Origin of the sequence: Nocardia sp. CA-119907 (genome assembly GCF_050955995.1) — a bacterium.
Lineage (GTDB): Bacteria > Actinomycetota > Actinomycetes > Mycobacteriales > Mycobacteriaceae > Nocardia.
On the sequence record NZ_CP192091.1, the window covers coordinates 6,071,360 to 6,092,918 of the forward strand.

Here is a 21,559-nt window from a genome sequence, read left to right on the forward strand (position 1 = left end):
GTCTCCAATTCGAGTGGATTCTGTTCGTGCGGTGCCCGGCACCAGGGACTCGAAGCCACCGGCCCGCCACCCACGCAAATACCGGTGGCGCCGCGCGAGGGGTGCAGCATCGGGCCCGGTGCCGGGTACCAGGACTGACCGTAGATCCGTAAGAAGGGCCGGTAGATCCAGAAATTACGGTTCCTGTTTTGGTTATACGGAAATTCGTATATTGTGCCGAGTCACTGTCGACTCCATGCCTCACGGCGACGCGCAACAGCACCGAGGAACTGACAGCAGCCACCGCCGTGACCCGCGTGCACGGTCGCGAGGAAATCAGCGTGCGCGTCACTAATTCCCGGGTCAGGCGTGCTGGCACAATCGCGGCCGTTGACTAGCCACAGGTCCCGCTGGTTCGGGGACGGCAGTTTTTTCGTCCCATCAGATGTGCCGATATTGAGCACCGGACGACGCCCGGACTCCACGTCAAATTCGGATATGCTTTTCGCTCCCATAGCCGGTATCTCTCCAAACGAAAATCGAATTGCATGCGAGCTTCAGTCGACGTCTATGGCGGCCTTACTCTGGCCGATCGGTTGACAAAGCTGCGGCGCGGCGCGCATCGGGCGGCCAAGCACACGCCCAGTGCGTCAGGTGTCGAGGCCAAATCGCAAACGAGGGGCAAGCGACGGTGCCCTTGCGAAACCTGCACATTGAGTATCTGGTACCCGTCGGCTAGGTCTTGCACGAGTAGTTCAGCGTCGAAACGCGCTCCGCCCCTGAGCATCTCACTGGGTGCGTGAAAGGCGAGCGCACATAGGTAAGCCAGTCGATCAACCACGGAGCCAAAGGTCTCCGTATGTAGGCAAGCACCGGCCAGTGCTACAGGGTTGAGGTTGACCCATCGGTCGATCTCCCTGGCCAGCCGTGCACGGTGGCCATCAAACACTTTCGAGTCGGTGAGGTTGCGCTGCAAGTACAGGCCGTGCCAATGCCCGAGCTCCCCAACCCAATCGATAATTGGATGATCGACGATGGCGGGAAGCCCACGGCACACCGCCACCATGACATCTTTGTCAGGCAACAAGAGCTTGGTCATGACACAGCTCCGTCCACTCGGTTTGTGGTGATAGCAACAAGAATTGAGGTTTCCTCGGCTCCAGAGTAAGTCCCGCCACATGGCAGCTTCAGCAGTCACTTAGGCGACTGCCAGATGCAGTCACTTTGGTCAGGTACTGCCAGCCATGCGACGAGCCGGTTAGCCTGGGGTTGGTGTCAGACCTCGACGGCCGCCAACAGGAACGGAGTCGCTATGAACCTGGATGCAGTACCGGCGGCGCCAATCAGTCCAGCCTTGTGGGAGACCCCAGAAATGCGCCGAGCATTGGCAGCGCGGGACATCAAGACAGTGTTCGAACTGCTTCAACGCCATGGCATCTCGCAGCGCGCGATCTCACGAAGAGTAGATCTGAACCTGTCGGAGATATATCGAATCCTCCACAAGGGGCGGAAGATCATGGCCTACGACCTGCTCGTGCGTGTAGCAGATGCCTTGGGGATTCCCCGCGGCTACATGGGCCTGGCATACGACCACACAACAGAGGTCACACTTGACCTAGCAACAGCCACGTGCTCGACCGACGCCATCGAACGCGACGAGGTCGCGGAGCTGCTGTCCTATGCTGCGAACGTAACCATGGGTATCGACGTCGATGGTCTCGCCTCTTGGTGGCAACCCATAGATAGTGAGACCGCCCCTGCACCCGACGCCATCGGCATCTCAGACGTCGAGCACATTCGCGGACTTACCGCAGCAATGCGGACCGTCGACTACCGTAGCGGGGGCGGAGCATGCCGAGATGCCATCGCCGCACAGGTGCGCTGGGCACAACAACTCCTCAACTCTCATTGCACCGACGAGATCAGGTCCCAGCTGCTGATCGCTCTGGCCGACCTGCACAATCTGGCGGCCTGGACATCATTCGACGTTGGTATGTATACCGTCGCTCGTAAGCATTTCAAGGCTGCCCTCGGCCTGGCGAGACAGGCAGAAGACCACTCACTTGCTGCGAACATCTTGTATCGGTCGGGGAAACTGCACCTGCACCGCAAGATGCCAGACAAAGCCCTCAGATTCTTCCAACTGGGACAAATTACCGCCCAAGATTCAGGATGTTCGCTCACTGTCGCGATGCTCTACGCGAATGAGGCTCAGGCCTACGCCGCGATCGGCGATCGCAGTCAAATGCGTCGTTCGCTCGGTTGGGCAGAGGATGCCTACGCTCGCGCCATCGTCGGCGATGCGCCCGACTGGGTGAAGTTCTTCGGTGCAGCCGACCTTCACGCATCAGTCGGGGTCGCGCTCACAGCAATTCCGGCTGCACGAGACGCAGAACTGAACGAAGGTATCGAACACCTCACGACAGCAATCGGTCTCCGCACGCCCGCCATGATTCGCAGCCAAGCCTTTGAGCTCACAGCCCTAGCCACCGCGTATCTACTCACGGGATCCCGTGAGTCCGGTTTACGAGTAGGCCAGCAGGCTTTAACGGCTGCGGCGGCGGTGCGCTCAGTGCGAACCATCGACAGGCTAGAGCCGCTACGGGACGCTGCCAGCGACCACCCCAACGATGCCGACTTGCAGCAGCTGGCACAGGACATCAACCGAATGACTCCCACACGCAAGGATGAAGAGGCTCGTATATGACCAAATCCGTAATCGGCAACGACGCCGAGGCCGAGCACGACGTCAATTGGGCAAGAACGGTTCTGGAAGAGACCTGCGCTGCAGTTGGCCTCAATCCAACCGGTGCCGAGTTGATCAAGTTCACCAATAACGCGGTATTTGCACTGCAACAAGCACCCGTAGTTGTCCGCATTCCCGGCTCCTCGGCAGTCGGCAACCGCGTGAGCAAGGTTATCTCGGTTGCGCGGTGGTTGGCAGAACACGACATGCCGTCCGTGCGGCTGATCGAGGAACTTCCTGAGCCTTTGTCACTCGGCGACCACTCAATCACGTTCTGGCACAGGGTGATAGAACCACAGCATGCAGCTCCCCCAAACGGCCACGACCTCGGACGGATCCTTCACAGATACCACGCGCTCCCAGCAGCCGACCTCCCAACCTGGCAGCCCCTGACTGCGATACGCCAGCGCATTGCTGAGGAGAACGTCCTGACCTCGGCCGAGCACCAGTTCTTGCTCGACATTTGCGATGACGTCGAAGATGCGCTGGCACATGTCGACTACCGGCTGCCGATAGGTCCGATCCACGCCGATGGCTTTGTAGGCAACCTGATCGCTGGCCCCCGTGGCGCGGTCATCTGCGACTTCGACTCAGCCTCATACGGACCACGCGAATGGGACCTCACCCCCGTCGCCGTCGGCAAGCTCCGTTTCGCATACGGAACCGACCACCACAGCCAGCTCGTCGCCGAGTACGGCACCGACGTGATGGACTGGCCAGACTTCCCGGTCCTCCGTCGTGTTCGCGAACTCCAGCTCGTCACGAGCGTTCTGCCCGTGCTGCACGCGAACCCGTCACTGACAGACCAATGGCGCTACAGATTCACAACGTTTCGTGACAACGACTCCGCAGCGATCTGGACTCCGTACCGCTAACGGAAACACAGAGCGACAGCTCCTGATACAGGACTGGTCCAGGATCCAACGGCCACAAGGCGATTGAGTCAGCACTGACCTGGTGCGGTGGTCCACGGGCGGCCAATCACATAAGTTGTCGTGCACGACAAGGGGTTGGCCCACGTCTCCGCAGATCGTGGAGCCACCGGTTGGTGATCCCGCGGAACGCGGGACTACGGCAAGGTGAGTAGTAAACGGGCACGGCCGTGCAGAGGAACGACGGCCCACAGCGCGAGTTCTTATACGCGTGATTCCCGCATCTCCAAGAATTCTCGGACTTCCGGAACTGTTGGATGCGGGCGGACCGCGGTCGCGATAGTGTCCAGCTTCCGCTGCAGGCGGGTGGACGCGACGGCGCTGATCGTGCTGAAGTTGTCCGTGAGCAGCGAGCATGCCTTAGCGGGGTCACCGGCCTCGATGTAGGTGTGGGCCAAGTACAACTGCCACCCCGTGCGCTCACGGGGCCACTCGGCAGACTCGTTGATAGCCGCCTGCAGGGATTCCTCGGCTTGTGTGTACTGACCCGCGAACATATGCGCGATACCAGTGAGGCCCAACATTTCCGCTTCGGGCAAATAGACCCAGTCCGGGTCATACCCTCGGCCGGATTCGTAGGCTCGGTGCGCGCGGCCGATCGCTTTGCCCATCGCTGTCTTGTCGATCACGCCCTGGGCCTGGGCTTCGCGGAGAGCCGCCAACGCTCGAACTCTCGGACCACCGTTCCGGCGTGCGGCATTCTGAGCTGCCTGTGCCAGGTGTGCGGCTTTCTGCGGACGTGGCCGATGGCTGGCGCTCGCACCCTGCACCAATCCACCAGTGTCGAGGTCAATGATGCTGGCATTCATCAGAGCATGTGCGGCAGCGATGCCATCACCAGCCTCGTTCGCAGTGTGGACTGCATCGGCGTAGAACGCGCGTGCGTCGTCCCGGCGATCAGCGTCGTAGTGCACCCAGCCCGCTGCTGTCATCATCTCGGCGGTCGCCGTGGCGAGTCGTAGACCGACGTTTTCGGTGTAGGTGCCCGAGTCCAGCAACTGTTTGACGTATCGAACCTGCCCGGCCGCGAGGGCGCAAAGCCGGTCGCCGCCGACCAACAGGTCGAGTTCATGGATCTGATTAATGCTGGCGCCGATCCCGGAGACATCCTCAGCACCGATCTTCACCGATGATGCCGATCCCGCGTGGGACGATCCGGTCGCTGCCGTCACGGCTGCTCCGGCGCTGCCTAGCACCCCTGCTCTGAAGAAGTTGCGACGGTCCACGTCTGCCTCCTCGTCCGACTCCACTACCAGCATGGCAAGCGGAACCTGAAGTGCACGCGCCACGAGGCGTAGGACGCGAAGGTCGTCCGCGGCGGGACCGCCACGCTCCAGGCCCGAGATCGCGGGCTGTGAGAAATTGATCAGCTTTCCCAGCTCGGTCTGAGTCATGCCGATGGACCTACGAATCCGTCGGATGACTTCGCCAGTCGTCATATGCATATCCAACGCCCCCGATTGTCGACCGATTTTGCTTGGTTGTCCACCCGAAAACCGTTGTCCCCGGAGAATATACGGTTTTCCATATATCTAGAACAGGAACCGTAATTTGTTGGCGTACCTGGCCTCCTTATGGATCTACGGTCAGTCCTGGTACCCGGCACCGGGCCGATGCTGCACCCCTCGCGCGGCGCACCGGCCTTTCCGTGGGTGGCGGGCCGGTGGCTTCGAGTCCCCCGTGCCGGGCACCGCAAGAACAGAATCCGCTCGAATTGGAGATACCGGATGACCACCCATTCCCTTGCCATGAATCAACTAATCGCCCTGTATGAGGCCGGCGCTCATGTCGCACCGACCCTGCCGTTCACTCCAGCCGAGGCACACCAAGTCCTCCAAACCCACATCGCATGCCGGGCAAAGTCCTGCCCGCGCAAAGCATCAGCGGCCGAAACCCTGGTCCGGGCCGGACGGATGGTCCTTAGTACCTCGAAGCCGCGATGAGAGGGGCGCAGGCACCCGCGCCATGAGAGACACCGACGTCGGACCGTCGCCGTTGATCCGGACCGACATTCCGCACTCGGCACGGATTTGGAACTATTTTCTCCGGACTAAGCCTCGATCCACTGACGGGCTTATGCCCGTCTGTGTGTTGTGAATGAGAAAAGTGCCCTTCGAGCTGGGATGATCGCTGTTGTCTAGGCAGTGATCGGTCCCGTTTCAGAAGGGCACTTCGGGTGCAAGTTTCGCACAGGTTCGCCGCGGAGTCAGCGGTGTTCGATGATCAGAATCTCGTGTCGCTGGCCGGTCTGGTGCCGGTGATGCGGCTGGCCGAGCAGACCGGGCTGAGTGAGCTGCTGGCCCAGAAGGTGGCGATCGCCGAGCCGCGGATCAAGTCCGGGTCGGCGAACCCAGGCCCGAAGCTGGCCACGTTGATCGCCGGGATGTGCGCAGGTGCGGACAGTATTGACGATGTCGATGTGCTGCGCAGCGGCGGCATGAGCAGAGTGTTCGAGCGGGTGTATGCGCCCTCGACGATCGGAACCCTGTTGCGGGAGTTCACCTTCGGTCACGCCCGGCAGTTGGAGTCGGTGCTGGCCGTGCACCTGTCCCGGTTGTGCGAGCGGGTCGAGTTATTGCCTGGTGCTGGCGATCGGGCGTTCGTTGATATCGACTCGCTGCTGCGGCCGGTGTATGGGTATGCCAAGCAGGGCGCGTCCTACGGGTTCACCAAGATTGCGGGCAAACAGGTTCTGCGTAAAGGTCTTTCACCATTGGCGACCACGATCAGCACCGATCTGGCCGCGCCGGTGATCGCGGGAATGCGGCTGCGCGCCGGGAGAGCCGCCTCCGCCAAAGGGGCCGGGCGGATGGTCGCCCAAGCCATCACCTGCGCCCGCGCGGCCGGGGTGAGCGGTGAGATCCTGGTGCGTGGCGATTCGGCGTTCGGTGGCCGGGCCGTGATCGGTGCGTGCCGCCGTCTCGGGGCACGGTTTTCGCTGGTGCTGACGAAGAACCGCGCCGTGGCGCGGGCGATCGCGTCGATCCCCGCCGACGCGTGGATACCGGTGAAGTATCCGGGCGCGGTCGGTGACCCTGACACCGGTGGCTGGATTTCCGACGCCGAGGTCGCCGAAATCCCTTACACCGCTTTCGCTTCCAAACCCGACAGGGTCACCGCCCGGCTGATCGTGCGCCGCGTCAAAGACGTCGCCCGCCAGGACGAGTTGTTCCCGGTCTGGCGGTATCACCCCTTCTTCACCGATTCGACCGAATCCACCGTCGATGCCGACCTCACCCACCGCCGCCACGCCGTCATCGAGACCGTGTTCGCCGATCTCATCGACGGCCCGCTGGCACACATGCCCTCCGGGCGGTTCGGCGCGAACTCCGCGTGGGTGTTGTGCGCAGCGATCGCGCATAACCTGCTGCGCGCCGCCGGCGCACTCGCCGACCCGCCACTGGGCAGAGCCCGCGCAGCCACGCTACGACGCAAGATCATCGCCGTTCCTGCTCGCCTCGCGCGTCCGCAGCGAAAACCCGTCCTGCATTTGCCCGCTCACTGGCCATGGGCCACCGCATGGCGGGCGCTGTGGCACGCCACCACCGCCACACTCTCAACCGCCTGAACACCGGTAAACCATCCCTACGACCAGGAACAACAGTGGAAAGGCTGGCCAGACCAGCGGCTACCGGCTACCCAAAATCCGGCCATCCACGCACCGCAGTCGCGCCGACCACCGAGAAACCACATCGGTGGATCGAGGCTTAGGGGGTGCACCTGATGAGAGGGGCCAAGTGAGCACTACGGCCGAGAAGCTCGCCGAGCTGCGCAAAAGACTGGAATTAGCGCAGGAACCGGCTGGTGAAGCGGGGGTGGCGAAGCGGGCCAAAAAGGGAATCCCCAGCGCCCGCGACCGGATCAATATGCTGCTCGATCCGGGGACCTTCGTGGAAATCGGTGCGCTGGTGCGTAAGCCGGGTGATCCGGCGGCGCTGTACGGCGACGGTGTGGTCACCGGGCACGGCATGGTCGACGGTCGTCCGGTCGCGGTGTTCTCCCACGATCAGACCGTCTACGGCGGTTCGGTCGGTGAGGCAGTTCGCCGCCGGTGTCGCCATTGTCGGCGCGCTCATCGCCATGACGGCCTACCTGCCCAGGCGGGCAAAGGCGCGGGCGCAGGAGCCGGAATTGGAGCTCGTCGGCTGAATCCCCTTCCGGCCGACAGTAAGTCGAACGCCACCGCTTCCCTCCCTCATCGGGGGCGGTGGCGTTCGGCGTACTACGAGAAGGGTGGTGCGGCGGCGTCCTTGGCGGACTGCGGTCCTGGCTGCGCTCGTATGCGGTCCGTAATCAGGGTCACAGGTTCCGGCGGGCGTGGGCGGCGTTGTGGTTCGACGAGGGCGGCGACGTCAACATCAAGAAGGTGCACCGGCTCTGGCGCGAAGATGGCCTGCAGGTCCGCGAACACTACCCGCGGAAGCGGGCTGGAGTGTAGTCGGTGCCGCCGATCGAGGCCGATGCCCCGAAAGTTGTGTGGGCCTTGGATTTCCAGTTCGACTCAACGGTCGATGGTCGGGCGGTGAAGATCGCATCGATGATCGACGAACATACCCGCGAATCCCTCCTGCACATGGTGGAGCGGTCGATCACCGCCGAGCGCCTGGTCGCCGAGTTGGAGAAGGTGTTCACCGTGGCCGGCGGCCCGCCGCGGGTCCTGCGTATGGACAACGGCCCGGAGATGATTTCCCATGCCCTGCAACGGTTCTGCGCCGACCGAGTGGGCATCTCCTACATTCCACCAGGCACGCCCTGGAACAACGACTACGTCGAATCGTTCAACCGCCGACTACGGACCGAGTGCTTGAACCGCAACCACTGGACCAGCCTGCTCGAAGCCCGCGTGGTGATCGGCGATTTCAAGGCCGACCATAACCAGCGGCACCGGCGGCATTCGGCGCTGGGCTATCTGACGCCGGCCGAGTACGCTGCGGCCTGCACCCACACCCACCACCCGGTGGCCTGCGGGACCAACTGAACACGGAACAGAATCACCTGGGCTCTATTCCCGGGTGGTCGCGTCATGGGGACCGCTCAATACGTGCTGCTCCGCTGGTGTTGCGTGAAGGTGATGTGAGATCATGCAGGACTGGATCCGGTCGCGGTCGATGAAGTCCGGGCTGGCGCTGCGGGCGGACTCGTGCTGGCCGCCGATGGTGTGGCCCACTCCGAGATCGCGCGGCGGTTCGATATCTCTCGACAGACGGTCATCAACTGGCGATAACCTAATCAGGCACAGGGCATCGCGGGTTTGGGTGATGAGGACCGTTCGGGTCGGCCTCGGACCTTGGATCGAGACAAGCTGATCACCACCACGCCGACTCCGCCGCCGAAGAAATACGTTGTGACGCATTGGAGTTCGCGCCTGCTGGCCGATCACCTCGGCATCGCGCACGGCACGGTATCCAAAGTGTGGCGCGAGTACGGGGTGGCGCCGTGGCGGTCCGAGACGTTCAAGTTCTCCACCGACCCGGAACTGGCCGGCAAGGTCACCGACGTCGTCGGGCTCTACATGAACCCGCCCGAGAACGCGATCGTGCTGTGCGTCGACGAGAAATCCCAGATCCAAGCCCTAGACCGGACGGCACCGACACTGCCGACGCAGATCGGCAGTGTCGATCGCCACACCCACGACTACATCGCCATGGCACCACCACTCTGTTCGCGGCGTTGGAGGTCGCCACCGGCAAAGTCACCGATGTCTGCAAACCACGCCACCGCCACCGGACTGGGTCTCGCGGTAGTCACGGTTCTGCCGCCGTCGGACTTATCAGGTGTTCGTACGTTGCCTCAGCCGCAGCCTGTCGATCGCCGGTTGACCGCCTGTATCAGAGGCTGACGCTGCCGGGTTGCGCACGGTCTCTGCTCTCTACAATTTCTGGTATACGAGTGGGCGGCTCAGCGAGTGCCGTCGCTGGTGCGATTGCCTGCTCGACAGCACACCTGACGCATCGTCGGCCGACCGTGCCAAGGCCATCCATACAAGCAGCGTTTCTGCCGGACATCTCGGTGACCTACCAGCCGCAATCAGTAGGCTTCTCGAGTTGCGCACTCTTGCCGAGAGCACCGGCGACCTCACAATTGGGGCCCTACTCGCCTACGCCGACGCGTTCACCGCTTTCGGCAGCGGCGATCTAGCTCGCGCGCGCTCAATGGAGCGGTGCAGTCGAAGCACATAACTCCCCGGAGTTCCGAATGCGGGCGCTGGTCATGCTCGCCTGGACGTGTGTTCTACAGGGAGATATGCAGAGTGCCATCGCCCGTCTCGAGGAACTGCTGACCATATCGGAATCTCACGGCGAAACGGCGTACCGCTCGATAGCTCTACGGCCTATGGCGCTTGCGGTCTGGCAGCAGGGTGAGCGTCAGCGGGCTGAGCAGCTGTTGGAGGAGTCCCTTCGTTCGGCGCGACAGGTGGTCAATCCGATCGTTGCCGCGATCGGATTGGAGATACTGGCCTGGATCGCGGCCGAGAAGCACGATGCCCGGCGCGCAGCCGTACTGTTGGGTGCCTCGCACGAACTCCTTCAGGCGGGCGGCGGCTCCGGCATCGTGCAATCTCCCCATCTACTTGCCTACCATGTCGAGTGTGAGCAGCACACCCGTGACGCGCTCAGCAGTCGAGAGTACGAGTCCGCCTACCGCGAGGGCTCCGCGATGAGTTTCGAGGCCGCAGTCGACTTCGCGCTGGGAGAGCGGGACGAAGCCGTGGCATCGACCGACCGGGAAGCCGCGAGTCTGACCAAGCGCGAGCGTCAAGTCGTGGACCTCATCGCCGAGGGACTGACCAACAAGGCAATCGCCGCCCGGTTGGTGATCTCGCAGCGCACAGCACAAGGACACGTCGAGCATATCCTTACCAAACTTGGATTCACCTCCAGGTCACAGATCGCAGCCTGGGTCGCAGAACACGGCCGAGGCATGTAAGGCCACTTGGAGAGCTGCCTTTGGTCCTCTGCTGATGCACCGACTCGCCAGCAAAACACCGGTCGTGGTCGCAGAGATGGATCGTTTTTCGTGCTGCCAGAGGCCAGTTTCGGCCGTCCACGCGGGCTTTGGCCATGCATTCGTAGGTGCGCGGGCGCCCCAGGTTGGCTGCGAATTCGCGACCATGGCCAGGGTCTGCAGGCGCACAAGCCGCCGAACGGGCTTTCCAGTCGTAGGCCGCGCTGTCGAGCCCGAACAGCACACCGGTGTTCACGCTGGCAGGTCAGGATCCCGCTGGCCTCGGCCACGCCGCGGGCGAACCCGGTCGAACTTGGTCACGGTCAACACGACCGAGCAGCCTGTGACCGCACCCGCCGCTGAGGTCACCGCGGCAAGCGCGTCGTACAGGCTGGTGCGGTTCCGGCGCGTGGTGCCGGAGAAGCCTCGGTCGATGAGATCCGCTCGCGTGGCACACCGCGGGCGAGCAGCCATCGATCAGATCTCGACGTCCTGTTCGCCGATGGAACAGCGGCAGTACCCCACCACCCATATCCCGGAATTGTTCCGGATAGCGGAGGATGAGCGGAACACTGTCGAGCTGGGCCGATGCGAGCTGGTTCGGGTGTTCCGGTGGTCGGCCGTTGACACGGAACACCACGGCCAGAGTGATTGCATCCGATGCGAGATGCAATTTGCGTCCGGATCGCGGCATGCGATGCGCTCGATCCTGCCGTGTCTGATCATCGAACTCGCAGGACCAGGCTAACCGCTGTGAAAACTAGCGGGACCCAGATTGCCGGGAACGCGTGATACCCGGGACAGTTCAGCGGTAACCGTCGCGGACGCCGATAGTGTTTAGGTATATCACCCACGATCATCAGGGGAACGATAGTCCGCCATTGATGCTGACAACTGCTCCTGAAATTTGATCGGATTGTGGTCCAGCGAAGAACAGTGCAGCGTCGGCGATGTCCGATGGGAGATTGATTCGGAATCCGAATTTGTTTTCCGCTTTAGCGTAGCTCTTGGTATGAACCGGATTTGTACCCTTCTGCTTGAGTTCGTTGTATTGCCGAGTGTCAGCAGTCAGTGTTGTCGCGATGCAATTGATCCGGATTCCTCTTCGGGCGAGTTCCCTCCCGGCGGACCTGGTGAAAAAGGTAACGCCAGCTGCTGCGGCTCCAGTTACGGACGAGGCAGGAGTCGGCGTCCTACCCGCATCTGTCGTGATAAACACGACTTTTCCGTATCCCTGTGAGATCATTGGCTTGAGAGCGGCGTGCAGACAATTCAATCGTGATGTCAGCTGAGAGCTGATCATAATGTGATATTGCGCAGGATCCAGATCTTCGAAGAGTCCTGTCTCGAAGCCGGCCGGGGCGCCACTCACGACCATGATGTCTAGTTTTCCATAACGCTCTATCACTCGCTCGACAGCGCTCACCATGCTCGCCGCCTCCGTCATGTCACCTGGAGCCCACATGGTTTCAAGTCCGCGTCCGCGAAGGTCCGCCACCACCTCAGGCTCTTCAGGCCTCGGGCGGCTACAAATTGCGGTGCTCGCACCTTCCTCGGCAAGAGCGGTAGCGACAGCTCTCCCGATGGATTCACTTCCGCCGACTACCATCGCGACTTTATCTTTGAGTAACATCAAGCTGCTCCAAATGTAAGGGGTCTATCGTCTTGATATAACCGCGGTTCGGTTATCAGGGCAAGCTTCTCAAAGTGCCGCCGGCTGTTGCTTCGGATCGTTCGTCGCGATCGGTTCTCTTTCTATCGAGATCCACCGTTGAAGGAGTTTTCCAGTCCTGGCGTAGCTTCGGTTTGTTCAGTTTCCCTGTAGGCGTCTTCGGGATTTCTTCCACGATTTCGATGTATCGGGGCTGCATGTATCGGGGCAGCCGTTGGCGAGCCAATTCGGCGATATCGTCGATACCGAGATTGGTGCCGGGCCGACTCTCGATGACGGCTTTGATTTCGTCCTCAATGAGTTCGGACGGCACTGCGATGGCAGCACAATCGAGGACGTCGGGGTGGGTTCGGAGGACCGTTTCAATTTCTGCTGGTGGTATGTTGCGGCCGCGGCGTCGGATTACGTCCTTTGCTCGACCCGCGAAGTGCAACACGCCCGCATTGTCGACGTAGCCGAGATCACCAGTGTGGTACCAGAGGTTTCGCCACACGCGCGCGGTCTCGGCACCGTCACCGTAATAGCCACTCATACACGCTTGGGGGACTCGAGGACGAACCAAAAGTTGACCTGTGGTTCCGGGCGGAACCGGCACGTCGTCGTCGTCAGCCACGAGGATCTCATGATATTCGGTTGCGCGCCCGATAATTCCGGGTGCGGGTCTGCCGTCTCGATGGAAGGCAACCAACCCGAATTCGGTGCCGCCGTAAACCTGGATCAATTGTAGGCCGAAACGATCTTCGAACTCGCGGACGCGATCGTGGACCGCGCCCGCCACCGTGACGCGTACCTGGTGGTCACGGTCACCTTCACTCGGGTCTCGGTTCAGGAGGATTCCCTGCACAGCCCCCATGGCCGTAAATGCGGTAGCCTCTAGACTGCGGATCTGATCCCAAAAGCGAGACGCGGAGAAACGCTCTACTATTGCGGCTGTCCCGCCGAGAATCAGGGCAGGAAGTACTGTCGTCAAGGCTGCGTCGGCGTGAAAGAGCGGGAAGCAGGTGAAGAGCACGTCGTCGCGGTTGTAACCGGCATAGTTGGCCAGCGACGTAGTAAACGACTCGGCGAACCCGTGGCTGATTTCCACTGCCTTGGCTTCCCCCGTGCTTCCAGAGGTGAACACCAGCATGAAAGTGTCCAGAGGGCCTACGGACGTCCACGGCCCTGCGTCGGACTTTCCGGCACCGAGTGTGGAGAATTCAATCGTACGGAATTGGTCGGCGCCGGTCTCGGGACGAGAGCCATGGTGGATAATCGTGTGAACTTTCGTTCCCAAGGTAAGCGCACTGGAAAGCGACTCGCTGTAGCGGCTGTCTACAACCACAATCTCGGCGCTCGCTGTATTGATCAGACGAGCGAGACGATCCTCCGTATACTCGCCATTGATCGGTACGGTGATCGCTCCGAGCCGAGCAAGGGCATACCAGGTGAAGACGAATTCTGGGCAGTTCGGCATGATGAGACAGATCGTATCTCCGCGCTGCACACCGAGGTCGCCAAAAGCTTGAGCAAGCCGGCCTGTTTCCTCATGCACTTCCGCATATGTGTACTCGCGGTCCACGAATCGCAAGGCAATATGATTGGGACGCTCACGCGAATGCATCTCAAGGTATCTCATCGCGTTGCCGCTGTCGGTCATTGTGGAGCCTTTCGATTTCATTGTTTAGCGACGTAATGGGCATGCCCGGGCGGATTACGCCAGACACAAGACCGCGTGTTTCTATAGGATATCGCAGCGTTGTCGTGTCGCGGGCCCGCGTGGCTGTGCTAGATCTGGTGAAGTGCGGTGCCCCGAGTCTCCTTCAAGCGACCCAGAATCACGATTGCGCCAAGGAAGGCAATAGTCGATGCATAGATTGCGGGGGCGATTTTGAGGCTCGTGGTAGAGATCAACCAGGCAGCAATGAACGGCGCAGTGCCGCCGAACACTGTATAGGCGAGGTTGTAGCTCAGAGCGTTGCAGCTGTATCGCACCGAGGTCGGAAAGAGCTCGGATGCCAGAGTTGGCACGACGGCGGTGACCGGAGCGATGCACAATGCGAAGACTGTTTGGCCGAGAAGAAGAGCGGCCGTGCTGCCGGTCTGGAGGAGTAGGAAGCTGGGGACGCCCAGGATCACCAAACCGGCAAGGCCGGTGGCGATGACAGGGCGCCGCCCGAAACGGTCGGAGGCTCGGCCAGCCAAGAGGATTCCTGCGCAAAGGAAGGCTGTTGCCACGCCATTGATCATCAGCGCGGTGTCACGTCCGTAATGCAAGGTGGAGGTGACGTAGGTGACCATGTAGGCGCTGAAAATGTAGTAGGCCGATGCGGTCACCGCCGCAGCGCAGAACACTAGGATCATCTTTCGCCACTGGGTGCGAATGCCGGTCAGGAGTGGATTGCGCGGTGCCGAACCTGAAGCTTTCAGCTCGGTGAAGGCGGCGGACTCCTCGAGTTTCATACGAATGTAGAGCCCGAACAGGCCTAGCGGAGCAGCGAGCAAGAACGGTACGCGCCAGCCCCACGAGTTGAAAGCAGCGTCGTCCAGCGAAGCCGACAGCGGCAGGATGATGGCGATAGCGAAGATGAACGGCAGGCCGGCCGCCGCGGTAACCATGCTTGCGTAGGTGCCGCGTTTGTGGGCGGGCACGGTTTCAGCAAGGTAGGAACTTGCACCCGAGAATTCGCCGCCCACCGACAGGCTCTGCAGGCATCGGCAGATCAGCAGCAATACCGGCGCGAGCAGGCCGACGGTCTCGTAGGTGGGCAGTACGCCGATCGCAGCCGTCGATACAGCCATCAGCAGGATCGATACGGCCAGCACACTCTTGCGGCCCACTCGATCCCCGAGGTATCCGAACACCACTCCGCCGATAGGGCGGGTGACGAAGGCCAGCGCGAAGATGGCGAAGGTGCTCAGTGTCGCGGTGGTCGGATTGCCGTGCGGGAAGAACTCTGTGGCGATTGCGGGGGCGACGAGGCCGTATATGGCGAAGTCGTAGTACTCGGTCAGGGTTCCGACGGCCGCACCGATGACGTTGCGACTAACGATCGGCGAGGGTTCAGCTGTGGCGGAGGTCCCGACTTCGGTGGTGTTCATTACTCTGTCCAGTTTCATCGATATGAGGACGGTCCGGCAGATCCAGCCAGCCTGTGCTCGGAAAGGTTGTAGATGGTGGGGCGCGGCTCACGGCCGCGGCATCGGCATCGGCATCCACGCCGACGATGTGGGGCGAGCCGGCTCACCACAGCCAGCGGCCGGTATCGGTGAGCGTCCAGGTCTCGCTGCCGTCGGCCTCGATACGTTGTTCGATGCTCAGGTGCCCGTTGAGCATCTGTGTCGCGGCTCGGTGGAATTCGAACAACGCTCGGGTCAGGTCGGACGGATACGACATGTCGAATGGGCGGCGGTCGGTCACGCGCAGAACAGCGGTATTGGAATCTTTCCACTGGACCTCGGTGCTACGTCGGGTAGCTACCAGTAGCCGCTGGTGCAGTCGTGCGACACCGGCCACCGATCGATCGGTGACACCGGCCAAGGTGGCCAACTCCGGGGTGATCTGAATGGCCAGCTTTCGCATCGCGGTCTCCACGATGTGATGTGTGGTCAACGCGCCGAACATCGTGTACAGCCCGTCGACTGTGGCCCTGACATAGCCTTCGGAGAACTTGTGGCGAGCCTTGAGAATACGGGTCTCCGGCCACAGCTCGGTGTCCAGCCGCGGTGCACGATCGGGATCGAACTCTGGCGTGCGGACGGCGACTTCGTAGCGCATCATCTCCTCCGGCGAGAGATCTCTGTCGACTTCCTCCCAGTAGCACTCGTCGTATGGGTCGCCTTCCAGTGAGAACTTGGTGGCGACGAACGCCAGTCGTTTTGTGCCCATCAGGATCCCGTCACGTGGATGCCACACACTGAAGATGGTGCGACGCAGCCGTTCGGGCATCGCGATCAGCGCGACGCCGCTATAGGCCCACATAGGTGTGCGGTAGCGGATCCACACCTTCCGGTCGGATTCTTCGATGTATTCCATCTCGAGGCCGCCGATGATGTTGGTGAAGTAGTGGTACTTTGCCGCTTTCACCGCTGGCGGCTCGTCGGAGGAGATTCCGACTTTGGTGAGACCGTCAACATATTTGATGTTTTGCTCTGCGGACAGGGCATGGCGCCACAATTCGTGCACGGCGGCCTCGCCCTTGAGGCTGTACGTGGCCGCTGTCAAGGCTGAGAACTGGCGTCCTTGAAAGGTCACCGCCAGATCAGTGCTCGTGCGCAGATCTTCAGAAGCGCCATTTTTCAAGCCGGAGAGTGTCATCGGAGAGTCCTTTCTCACCGTCGAGCTTTCCTGCCGAAATCTGTCTCGACATGCGTCGACGGTGCCGCAAGTCGAGGAGCTTTAATAGGTCTTCTGTAATCGAAATCGGTCCGAGCGGAGCCGAAGTGTGAAATACTTCCGGGGAGGTCGTCCCGATTCTTTTGAGGTAATCGCGCAGCACAAAGACGGCTGGGATTCGCGATTATGTCATTTGCGAAGCGAGTGAGCCGGCTACCTTTCATGCTTGCTACTTAAATTGTGGCAACACGGTCTCAAGCGCAGTAGCGCAACGGAACGGGCGGCTTCCAAGGGCATCGGCCACGCGTAGCAGCAATGTGGTGCGCCACCTACACTTCTGGAACTAGCGGTCTGACGCGTATGCTCGGAACCTGCCATTGTGTGGCATCTCCCTGTGTTCTACATCATGCTAGACAGCCAGCCAGGGCTTCGTCCAAGACCAAAGTCTTTACCTATCAATTCCGGATTGGTATCGTTAAGTATGGAGATTCGCCACCTGCGCTACTTCACCGCCGTCGCGGAGGAGCTGCACTTCGGACGCGCCGCGAGTCGGCTCTGTATGAGTCAGCCACCGCTGTCGAAGCGAATTGCCGAGCTCGAGCACGAGCTCGGGGTGCCGCTGTTTGTGCGAACTAGCAGATCGGTCGAACTCACAGCCCACGGGCAGCGATTGCTGCCTCTGGCCGTGGAGGCTCTTCGGGCCTTCGATGCGATCGGCGCGGCGATGGCCATGCCGGCAAATCTGGACCGCCCGCTTCGCGTGGGCTTCCCCAACGACACATCCCACGATGTGCTACGCATGCTTCGTGTCAAATTGGCGGAGCTTCATCTGAGCCTCGACTGGACGGAGGCCTCGTCGTCTACCCAGCAACAGATGCTGCTGACAGGTGGTCTCGATCTTGGTGTGCTTCGCACGCCTATCCAGGAGCCAGGACTGTGGGCATCACCGCGCTTGCGGCAGACGCTCGGTATCGCGATGTCACATGATCATCCGCTCGCAGGGAACAGTGCGATTGCGCTATCAGCGCTGCAAGGTCAGACGCTCCTCATGTTCTCGCGCCGGAAATCGCCACTGATGTATGACAACATCCTTGCGACCTGCGCCGCGCACGGTTTCCGGCCCAAGCGGATTCGGCAAGGTGAGTGGTCTTTCCATAGCCTCACGGTGGAGTCCGAACTGGCCTCTGGAAATGCGGTGCTGCTCATCCCCGCCACGGTCGTCGATCGACTCGGGAATGTCGCGTGGCGACCCATCGAGGGCGAACCCTTGGGATGGGAGACTGCCGTGTTTTGTCGGCGCGGGGAGGAGAAGGACACTGCGATACGAGCGGCCGTCGGCGCTGTGCTCGAATCTCTGCAGAAGAACGACGGTTGGCTCCCCCAGAAGGTTACCGCTGTGCACGGCTGAAACGGCGAGCGGAGGTGGCCCCTGCCGTGGACGAGTGAAGTGCGGACGAGGCCTCAGGCTGGCTGGATGCGGTCGGCGCTCCGAGTGTGCGCGCCAAGGCGGTGACGCAGTCGTCGAGCCGGTGTAGGTGGCTCAAAGCTCGTGCGATGATCGCGCAGTCGGGACTAACGGGGTTCGCGGAATGCTCGATGCGTGTGGCCGCGCTGGGACGGCTGACGATTGGTTGGGGCATCCCGCCACTGCCCGATAGGAGATCTTCGAGCCATAGCGCGTTGTCTTCCACTCGCTGTCCGACCGTTTTCAGTCCAGGGTCGCAGGCAGTGGTGGTCGTGACAGTGCCTGCGCGCTCGGCTGCAACGGCGAGACCGCGGGCGTGGTAAACGCTGGTCTCCAGCGCATCGAGGATGTAGCAGGTTCGGCTGCGCTGGGCGCGGAGCGGGTTCGCAGGATGGAGGAGTGGCTGCGCGGCAGCACGCAAGCCTTCTAGCGCGACCTCCGCCTCTCTCACGGCATCGAGCAGTCCCTTCTGCGGATCGCCACCAAGGTGCGCCGTGGCCCCGGCAACTAGTTGGCGCATGCAGTGCAGGACTTCGACTATCTTTTCGGTGGTCTGTTGCTCGGTCCATGTCGGCAGCACGAGCAGCGCCGCGACCATCGCGCTGGCGGCGCCGATGGCGGTCTCTTCGAGTCGAAGTACCAGCACGGTGTCGTTGTAGGCTCCGAGCAGCGTGTAGAGCAGCCCGATCACGGCGGTGATGAAGAACGACATCAGCAGGTAGGAAGCGGCCGCGGTGAAAAAGGCCGCGAACAAGCTGAGAATTGTCAGGATGAAGGTCAACCAGGTGTGTCCGGCGACGAGTGCAACGAGTCCAGTGCCAGCGACTACTCCGGACAGCGTCCCCGCCAGCCTCCGGTAGCCCTTGATGAGAATCTCGCCTACCGACGAGGTGTTGATGTAGATCACCCAGCACGTCAGCATCGCCCAATACCAGTGATCGGGCGACAGCAGTTGCCCACAGTAGAGCGCCAGAGCCGAACCGGCCGTCACCTGGAATGCGGCACGCATACTGGGTTGTTTCAGACCGCTCGGTTCGGTGCGGGCAGTTGGGAAGGTTGGCGGTGGTTGTTGCGCTAGCTGTGGCTCCACTCCGTACTTCGCCAACTTCAGTTCTTGTGAACCCACTCTGCTGTGGCAACGATCTTGGATGCCCCCTGTCAGGTAGAGATCGGTGACCGCGCGCGTCAGTTCATCGACAGCGCGACAAGCGTCGTCGAGGCGCCGGCCGCCGTGTATTTGCGACGCTTTGTCGTTGCGTTGTTCAGCAAGCTGATTGTCGCTTTCAGCGAGTGTCGGCTTCACGATGTACGTGGGGTCCGACACGAGTAGACGCAAGCCGTTCAGCTGGACAGCCAATCGCCTCAGCGAAGAATCTTCCGGAGCGACTAGCCGTTTCTCGACGGTGCAGTGACTGCTCGCCCGATGGATCGTGGGCCGTTTCCGAGTGATCCGATCTCGCGGAGGTCGTGCCTGCGTGAGGAGAGCGGCGACTCGTTCTGTTGCGACCTGTGTTTCGGCAACACGACGCCGGGCCAGTACGCTCACGGCTTGGCTGTTGATGCCAATTGAAAGGTGGGACTGGATAATCGAGGCACATCGATGCATCCGGTCGACGTGTCGATCGAGTGCGGCTGCCCGTCGAGCCACGACCCTATCGTTCGGTTCTATGCTGGCCAGGCCCACCATCATGTCGACTACCTCTTCCAGCTGGTTATGGAAGGTGCGGCACAAGCGGCGCAGAGTGCGTGCTGGCGTGGCGCGCACAACTCCGAATCGGACGAACCCCGCTGCGGCGAGCGCCACCACAACCACGACACAGAACTGGGGTAATTGCTGGGGCGTGGCCCGGACAAACAGGGCGACGAAGAAGGTCTGATATGACAGATCGCCCAAGCCGCTCGCTCGCGGCCCGAATCGTCGCAGATACACTGCGATGAATACCAGCAGCAGCATGAAGGCAGCGGCGACAGCGTGGTGAGCTGCGAACACAGTGCCCAGCGTTAAAGACACAACGCCGATGGGCGCTGCGGCGGCCAGGGTGATCGCCTGGTCGTGTGGTCGCGTGTCGCAGACTGCGTATCCGGCTGTCATGGCGGTCAATGCACCGACCACCAACCCCGGCACCGACGCGCCGGGCAGCGCAAGCACAACGAGGGTAACTAGCATGCCACCGACAGTTGTGCAGGCGCTGGCCAGCCGGATGAGGCCGGGATCGAAAGAGCAGAAACGATCCCAGAGGCCGTTGAGCACACGCTGAACGGCTCTGGCTGCCGCCCGTGCGCCGAAAGCGCCGAAAACTCGGATCACTGTGAGCTTGTCACCTTCGTCCTGATGCACGGTGGCCGATATATCGCCTCGTCAGACCGTGGCCGGGAGACGCCCTCGGAGTTGCATTGCCTCGCGGACACGTGCACGCGCGGCCGTTCGCGCGACCTGATGCGTGGTTTCGGCTTGGTGCTGTGAGGCGGTGAGTGTTTGCGTAGTGCCGTTGCGCAACTTGCTCGAAATCGCCTCGAACACTGCTACCGGGTCTGGCCGGAGGCCGGAGTGCCGAGCGTCCATGGCAACGGCTGCGGCGACGACGCCGCCGGCATTTGCGATGAAGTCCGGGACGACGGTGATTCCTCGGTCGAAGAGGACCTGTTGTGCGTCGGGGCTGCTCGGCAGGTTCGCGCCCTCTACAACGATTGTGGCGGGCAAAGTGCGAGCCAGTTCGACGCCGATCACATCTTGCAAGGCGGCGGGGACAAGGATGTCAGCAGCGACAGCGAATTCCTCGCCCAGTGCGAGCGGCTTGGCATCGGTGTAGTGCTCGACGAGCTGGTCACCGTACAGTTCGCGCAGCGCGAGCAGTGCTGCGACATCGAGGCCGTTGGGATTGTGCAGCCCGCCGCGGGAAGTGGAGATGGCCACGATTGTGGCGCCGAGTTCGGCGAGCCGCTGGGCAGTGGCAGCGCCGACTGCGCCGAAGCCCTGGATCGACACGCTGAGCGAGGCGGTGGTCAAACCGAGTGTTTGGGCTGCGGCGTCGGCGGCTTCGGCGACACCGTATCCGGTGACCCCGAGCTGGTCGTAGGGGAGTCCACCGAGAGCGTTAGGGGTGCCGACAGCACCGCCTCGTCCGCCGACCTCATCGAGCATGATGGCGGCGTCGTTTTCGGTGAGACCGACGTCGAGCCCGAACACGTATTCCTCGGGGACTTCGTTGCGCAGGGCGCGAACGAAGGATCGTAGCACGGCTTCTTTCGACCCTGCCGCGGGGTCGGCCTGGATTCCAGCTTTGGCGCCGCCATAGAACAGATCGACAGCCGCCCATTTCCAAGTCATGTTGCGGGCCAGCCGTGCGACCTCCCCGACGGTCACAGTCGGCGTCATGCGGGTGCCACCCTTGCCGAGGCCGCGGGCTGTGTTGTCGATGACCAGCACGCCGCGCATGCCGGTGCGAGAGTCGGAGACGCAGACGACCTTCTCCGGGCCCCATTCGTCGATCAGTTCGAACATGAT

General features: G+C 61.8%; 14 protein-coding genes and 2 pseudogenes. 8 read left to right on the plus strand and 8 right to left on the minus strand.

Going from position 1 to position 21,559, the window contains the following annotated elements:
• Positions 1–547: 547 nt before the first annotated feature.
• Positions 548–1,078, minus strand: a complete 531-nt coding sequence (locus ACQP2D_RS26820; protein ID WP_433678685.1) for a DUF4254 domain-containing protein — start codon at positions 1,076–1,078, stop codon at positions 548–550.
• Between the two features lie 213 nt (positions 1,079–1,291).
• On the opposite strand from ACQP2D_RS26820, the gene ACQP2D_RS26825 reads away from it, so the two are divergent.
• Both ACQP2D_RS26825 and ACQP2D_RS26830 read left to right on the plus strand, forming a co-directional pair.
• On the plus strand, positions 1,292–2,686 hold the full coding sequence (locus ACQP2D_RS26825; protein ID WP_433678686.1) for a helix-turn-helix domain-containing protein: 1,395 nt from the start codon (positions 1,292–1,294) through the stop codon (positions 2,684–2,686).
• Positions 2,683–3,600: a phosphotransferase gene (locus ACQP2D_RS26830; RefSeq protein WP_433678687.1), complete on the plus strand. Its 918-nt coding sequence runs from the start codon at positions 2,683–2,685 to the stop codon at positions 3,598–3,600. Before ACQP2D_RS26825 ends, ACQP2D_RS26830 begins: the two co-directional genes overlap by 4 nt.
• 260 nt (positions 3,601–3,860) lie before the next feature.
• Here ACQP2D_RS26830 and ACQP2D_RS26835 read toward each other — a convergent pair whose 3' ends face one another.
• Positions 3,861–5,102 carry a helix-turn-helix domain-containing protein gene (locus tag ACQP2D_RS26835; protein ID WP_433678688.1) on the minus strand — a complete coding sequence of 414 codons (1,242 nt, stop codon included), beginning with the start codon at positions 5,100–5,102 and terminating at the stop codon, positions 3,861–3,863.
• A 731-nt stretch (positions 5,103–5,833) separates the two neighbouring features.
• Between ACQP2D_RS26835 and ACQP2D_RS26840 the strand changes: the two genes are divergently transcribed.
• From ACQP2D_RS26840 to ACQP2D_RS26860, 5 genes and pseudogenes are all read left to right on the plus strand, one after another.
• Positions 5,834–7,225 carry an IS1380 family transposase gene (locus tag ACQP2D_RS26840; RefSeq protein WP_433678689.1) on the plus strand — a complete coding sequence of 464 codons (1,392 nt, stop codon included), beginning with the start codon at positions 5,834–5,836 and terminating at the stop codon, positions 7,223–7,225.
• 169 nt (positions 7,226–7,394) lie between these two features.
• A pseudogene (locus ACQP2D_RS26845) lies at positions 7,395–7,709 on the plus strand (carboxyl transferase domain-containing protein); the annotation flags it as partial.
• Positions 7,710–8,131: 422 nt separating this feature from the next.
• On the plus strand, positions 8,132–8,635 hold the full coding sequence (locus ACQP2D_RS26850) for an integrase core domain-containing protein (RefSeq protein WP_433685774.1): 504 nt from the start codon (positions 8,132–8,134) through the stop codon (positions 8,633–8,635).
• Positions 8,636–8,738: 103 nt separating this feature from the next.
• A pseudogene (locus tag ACQP2D_RS26855) lies at positions 8,739–9,375 on the plus strand (IS630 family transposase); the annotation flags it as partial.
• 477 nt (positions 9,376–9,852) lie between these two features.
• The gene (locus ACQP2D_RS26860; protein WP_433678690.1) at positions 9,853–10,584 is read left to right on the plus strand and encodes a response regulator transcription factor; all 732 of its coding nucleotides are present in this window, start codon (positions 9,853–9,855) and stop codon (positions 10,582–10,584) included.
• A gap of 877 nt (positions 10,585–11,461) precedes the next feature.
• On the opposite strand, the gene ACQP2D_RS26865 is transcribed toward ACQP2D_RS26860, so the two are convergent.
• The 4 genes from ACQP2D_RS26865 to ACQP2D_RS26880 all read right to left on the minus strand — a co-directional run bounded on the left by ACQP2D_RS26865 (position 11,462) and on the right by ACQP2D_RS26880 (position 16,478).
• Complete coding sequence (locus ACQP2D_RS26865) at positions 11,462–12,235, minus strand: SDR family NAD(P)-dependent oxidoreductase (protein ID WP_433678691.1); 774 nt, start codon at positions 12,233–12,235, stop codon at positions 11,462–11,464.
• A 55-nt stretch (positions 12,236–12,290) separates the two neighbouring features.
• Positions 12,291–13,913, minus strand: a complete 1,623-nt coding sequence (locus ACQP2D_RS26870; protein ID WP_433678692.1) for an AMP-binding protein — start codon at positions 13,911–13,913, stop codon at positions 12,291–12,293.
• A 128-nt stretch (positions 13,914–14,041) separates the two neighbouring features.
• A complete protein-coding gene (locus tag ACQP2D_RS26875; RefSeq protein ID WP_433678693.1) occupies positions 14,042–15,355 on the minus strand; it encodes an MFS transporter in 1,314 nt (437 codons plus the stop codon).
• A gap of 142 nt (positions 15,356–15,497) precedes the next feature.
• Positions 15,498–16,478: a hypothetical protein gene (locus ACQP2D_RS26880; RefSeq protein WP_433678694.1), complete on the minus strand. Its 981-nt coding sequence runs from the start codon at positions 16,476–16,478 to the stop codon at positions 15,498–15,500.
• A 592-nt stretch (positions 16,479–17,070) separates the two neighbouring features.
• On the opposite strand from ACQP2D_RS26880, the gene ACQP2D_RS26885 reads away from it, so the two are divergent.
• Positions 17,071–17,997, plus strand: coding sequence for a LysR family transcriptional regulator (locus ACQP2D_RS26885; RefSeq protein ID WP_433678695.1), 927 nt, complete (start codon positions 17,071–17,073; stop codon positions 17,995–17,997).
• Here the strand turns inward: ACQP2D_RS26885 and ACQP2D_RS26890 are convergent.
• Together ACQP2D_RS26890 and ACQP2D_RS26895 are read right to left on the minus strand one after the other, a co-directional pair.
• On the minus strand, positions 17,978–20,392 hold the full coding sequence (locus ACQP2D_RS26890) for an FUSC family protein (RefSeq protein ID WP_433678696.1): 2,415 nt from the start codon (positions 20,390–20,392) through the stop codon (positions 17,978–17,980). The two genes, ACQP2D_RS26885 and ACQP2D_RS26890, sit on opposite strands and share 20 nt — an antisense overlap.
• Before the next feature lie 21 nt (positions 20,393–20,413).
• Positions 20,414–21,556, minus strand: a complete 1,143-nt coding sequence (locus tag ACQP2D_RS26895; RefSeq protein WP_433678697.1) for a Glu/Leu/Phe/Val family dehydrogenase — start codon at positions 21,554–21,556, stop codon at positions 20,414–20,416.
• Between the last annotated feature and the right edge of the window lie 3 nt (positions 21,557–21,559).

Excerpts from the sequence above, each read along its gene's own strand:
- ACQP2D_RS26835 (WP_433678688.1), bottom strand. The coding sequence starts at position 5,102 with ATGCATATGACGACTGGCGAAGTCATCCGACGGATTCGTAGGTCCATC.
- ACQP2D_RS26895 (WP_433678697.1), bottom strand. The coding sequence starts at position 21,556 with ATGTTCGAACTGATCGACGAATGGGGCCCGGAGAAGGTCGTCTGCGTC.
- ACQP2D_RS26875 (WP_433678693.1), bottom strand. The coding sequence starts at position 15,355 with ATGAACACCACCGAAGTCGGGACCTCCGCCACAGCTGAACCCTCGCCG.
- ACQP2D_RS26865 (WP_433678691.1), bottom strand. The coding sequence starts at position 12,235 with ATGTTACTCAAAGATAAAGTCGCGATGGTAGTCGGCGGAAGTGAATCC.
- ACQP2D_RS26885 (WP_433678695.1), top strand. The coding sequence starts at position 17,071 with ATGGAGATTCGCCACCTGCGCTACTTCACCGCCGTCGCGGAGGAGCTG.
- ACQP2D_RS26820 (WP_433678685.1), bottom strand. The coding sequence starts at position 1,078 with ATGACCAAGCTCTTGTTGCCTGACAAAGATGTCATGGTGGCGGTGTGC.
- ACQP2D_RS26830 (WP_433678687.1), top strand. The coding sequence starts at position 2,683 with ATGACCAAATCCGTAATCGGCAACGACGCCGAGGCCGAGCACGACGTC.
- ACQP2D_RS26870 (WP_433678692.1), bottom strand. The coding sequence starts at position 13,913 with ATGACCGACAGCGGCAACGCGATGAGATACCTTGAGATGCATTCGCGT.
- ACQP2D_RS26825 (WP_433678686.1), top strand. The coding sequence starts at position 1,292 with ATGAACCTGGATGCAGTACCGGCGGCGCCAATCAGTCCAGCCTTGTGG.
- ACQP2D_RS26860 (WP_433678690.1), top strand. The coding sequence starts at position 9,853 with ATGCGGGCGCTGGTCATGCTCGCCTGGACGTGTGTTCTACAGGGAGAT.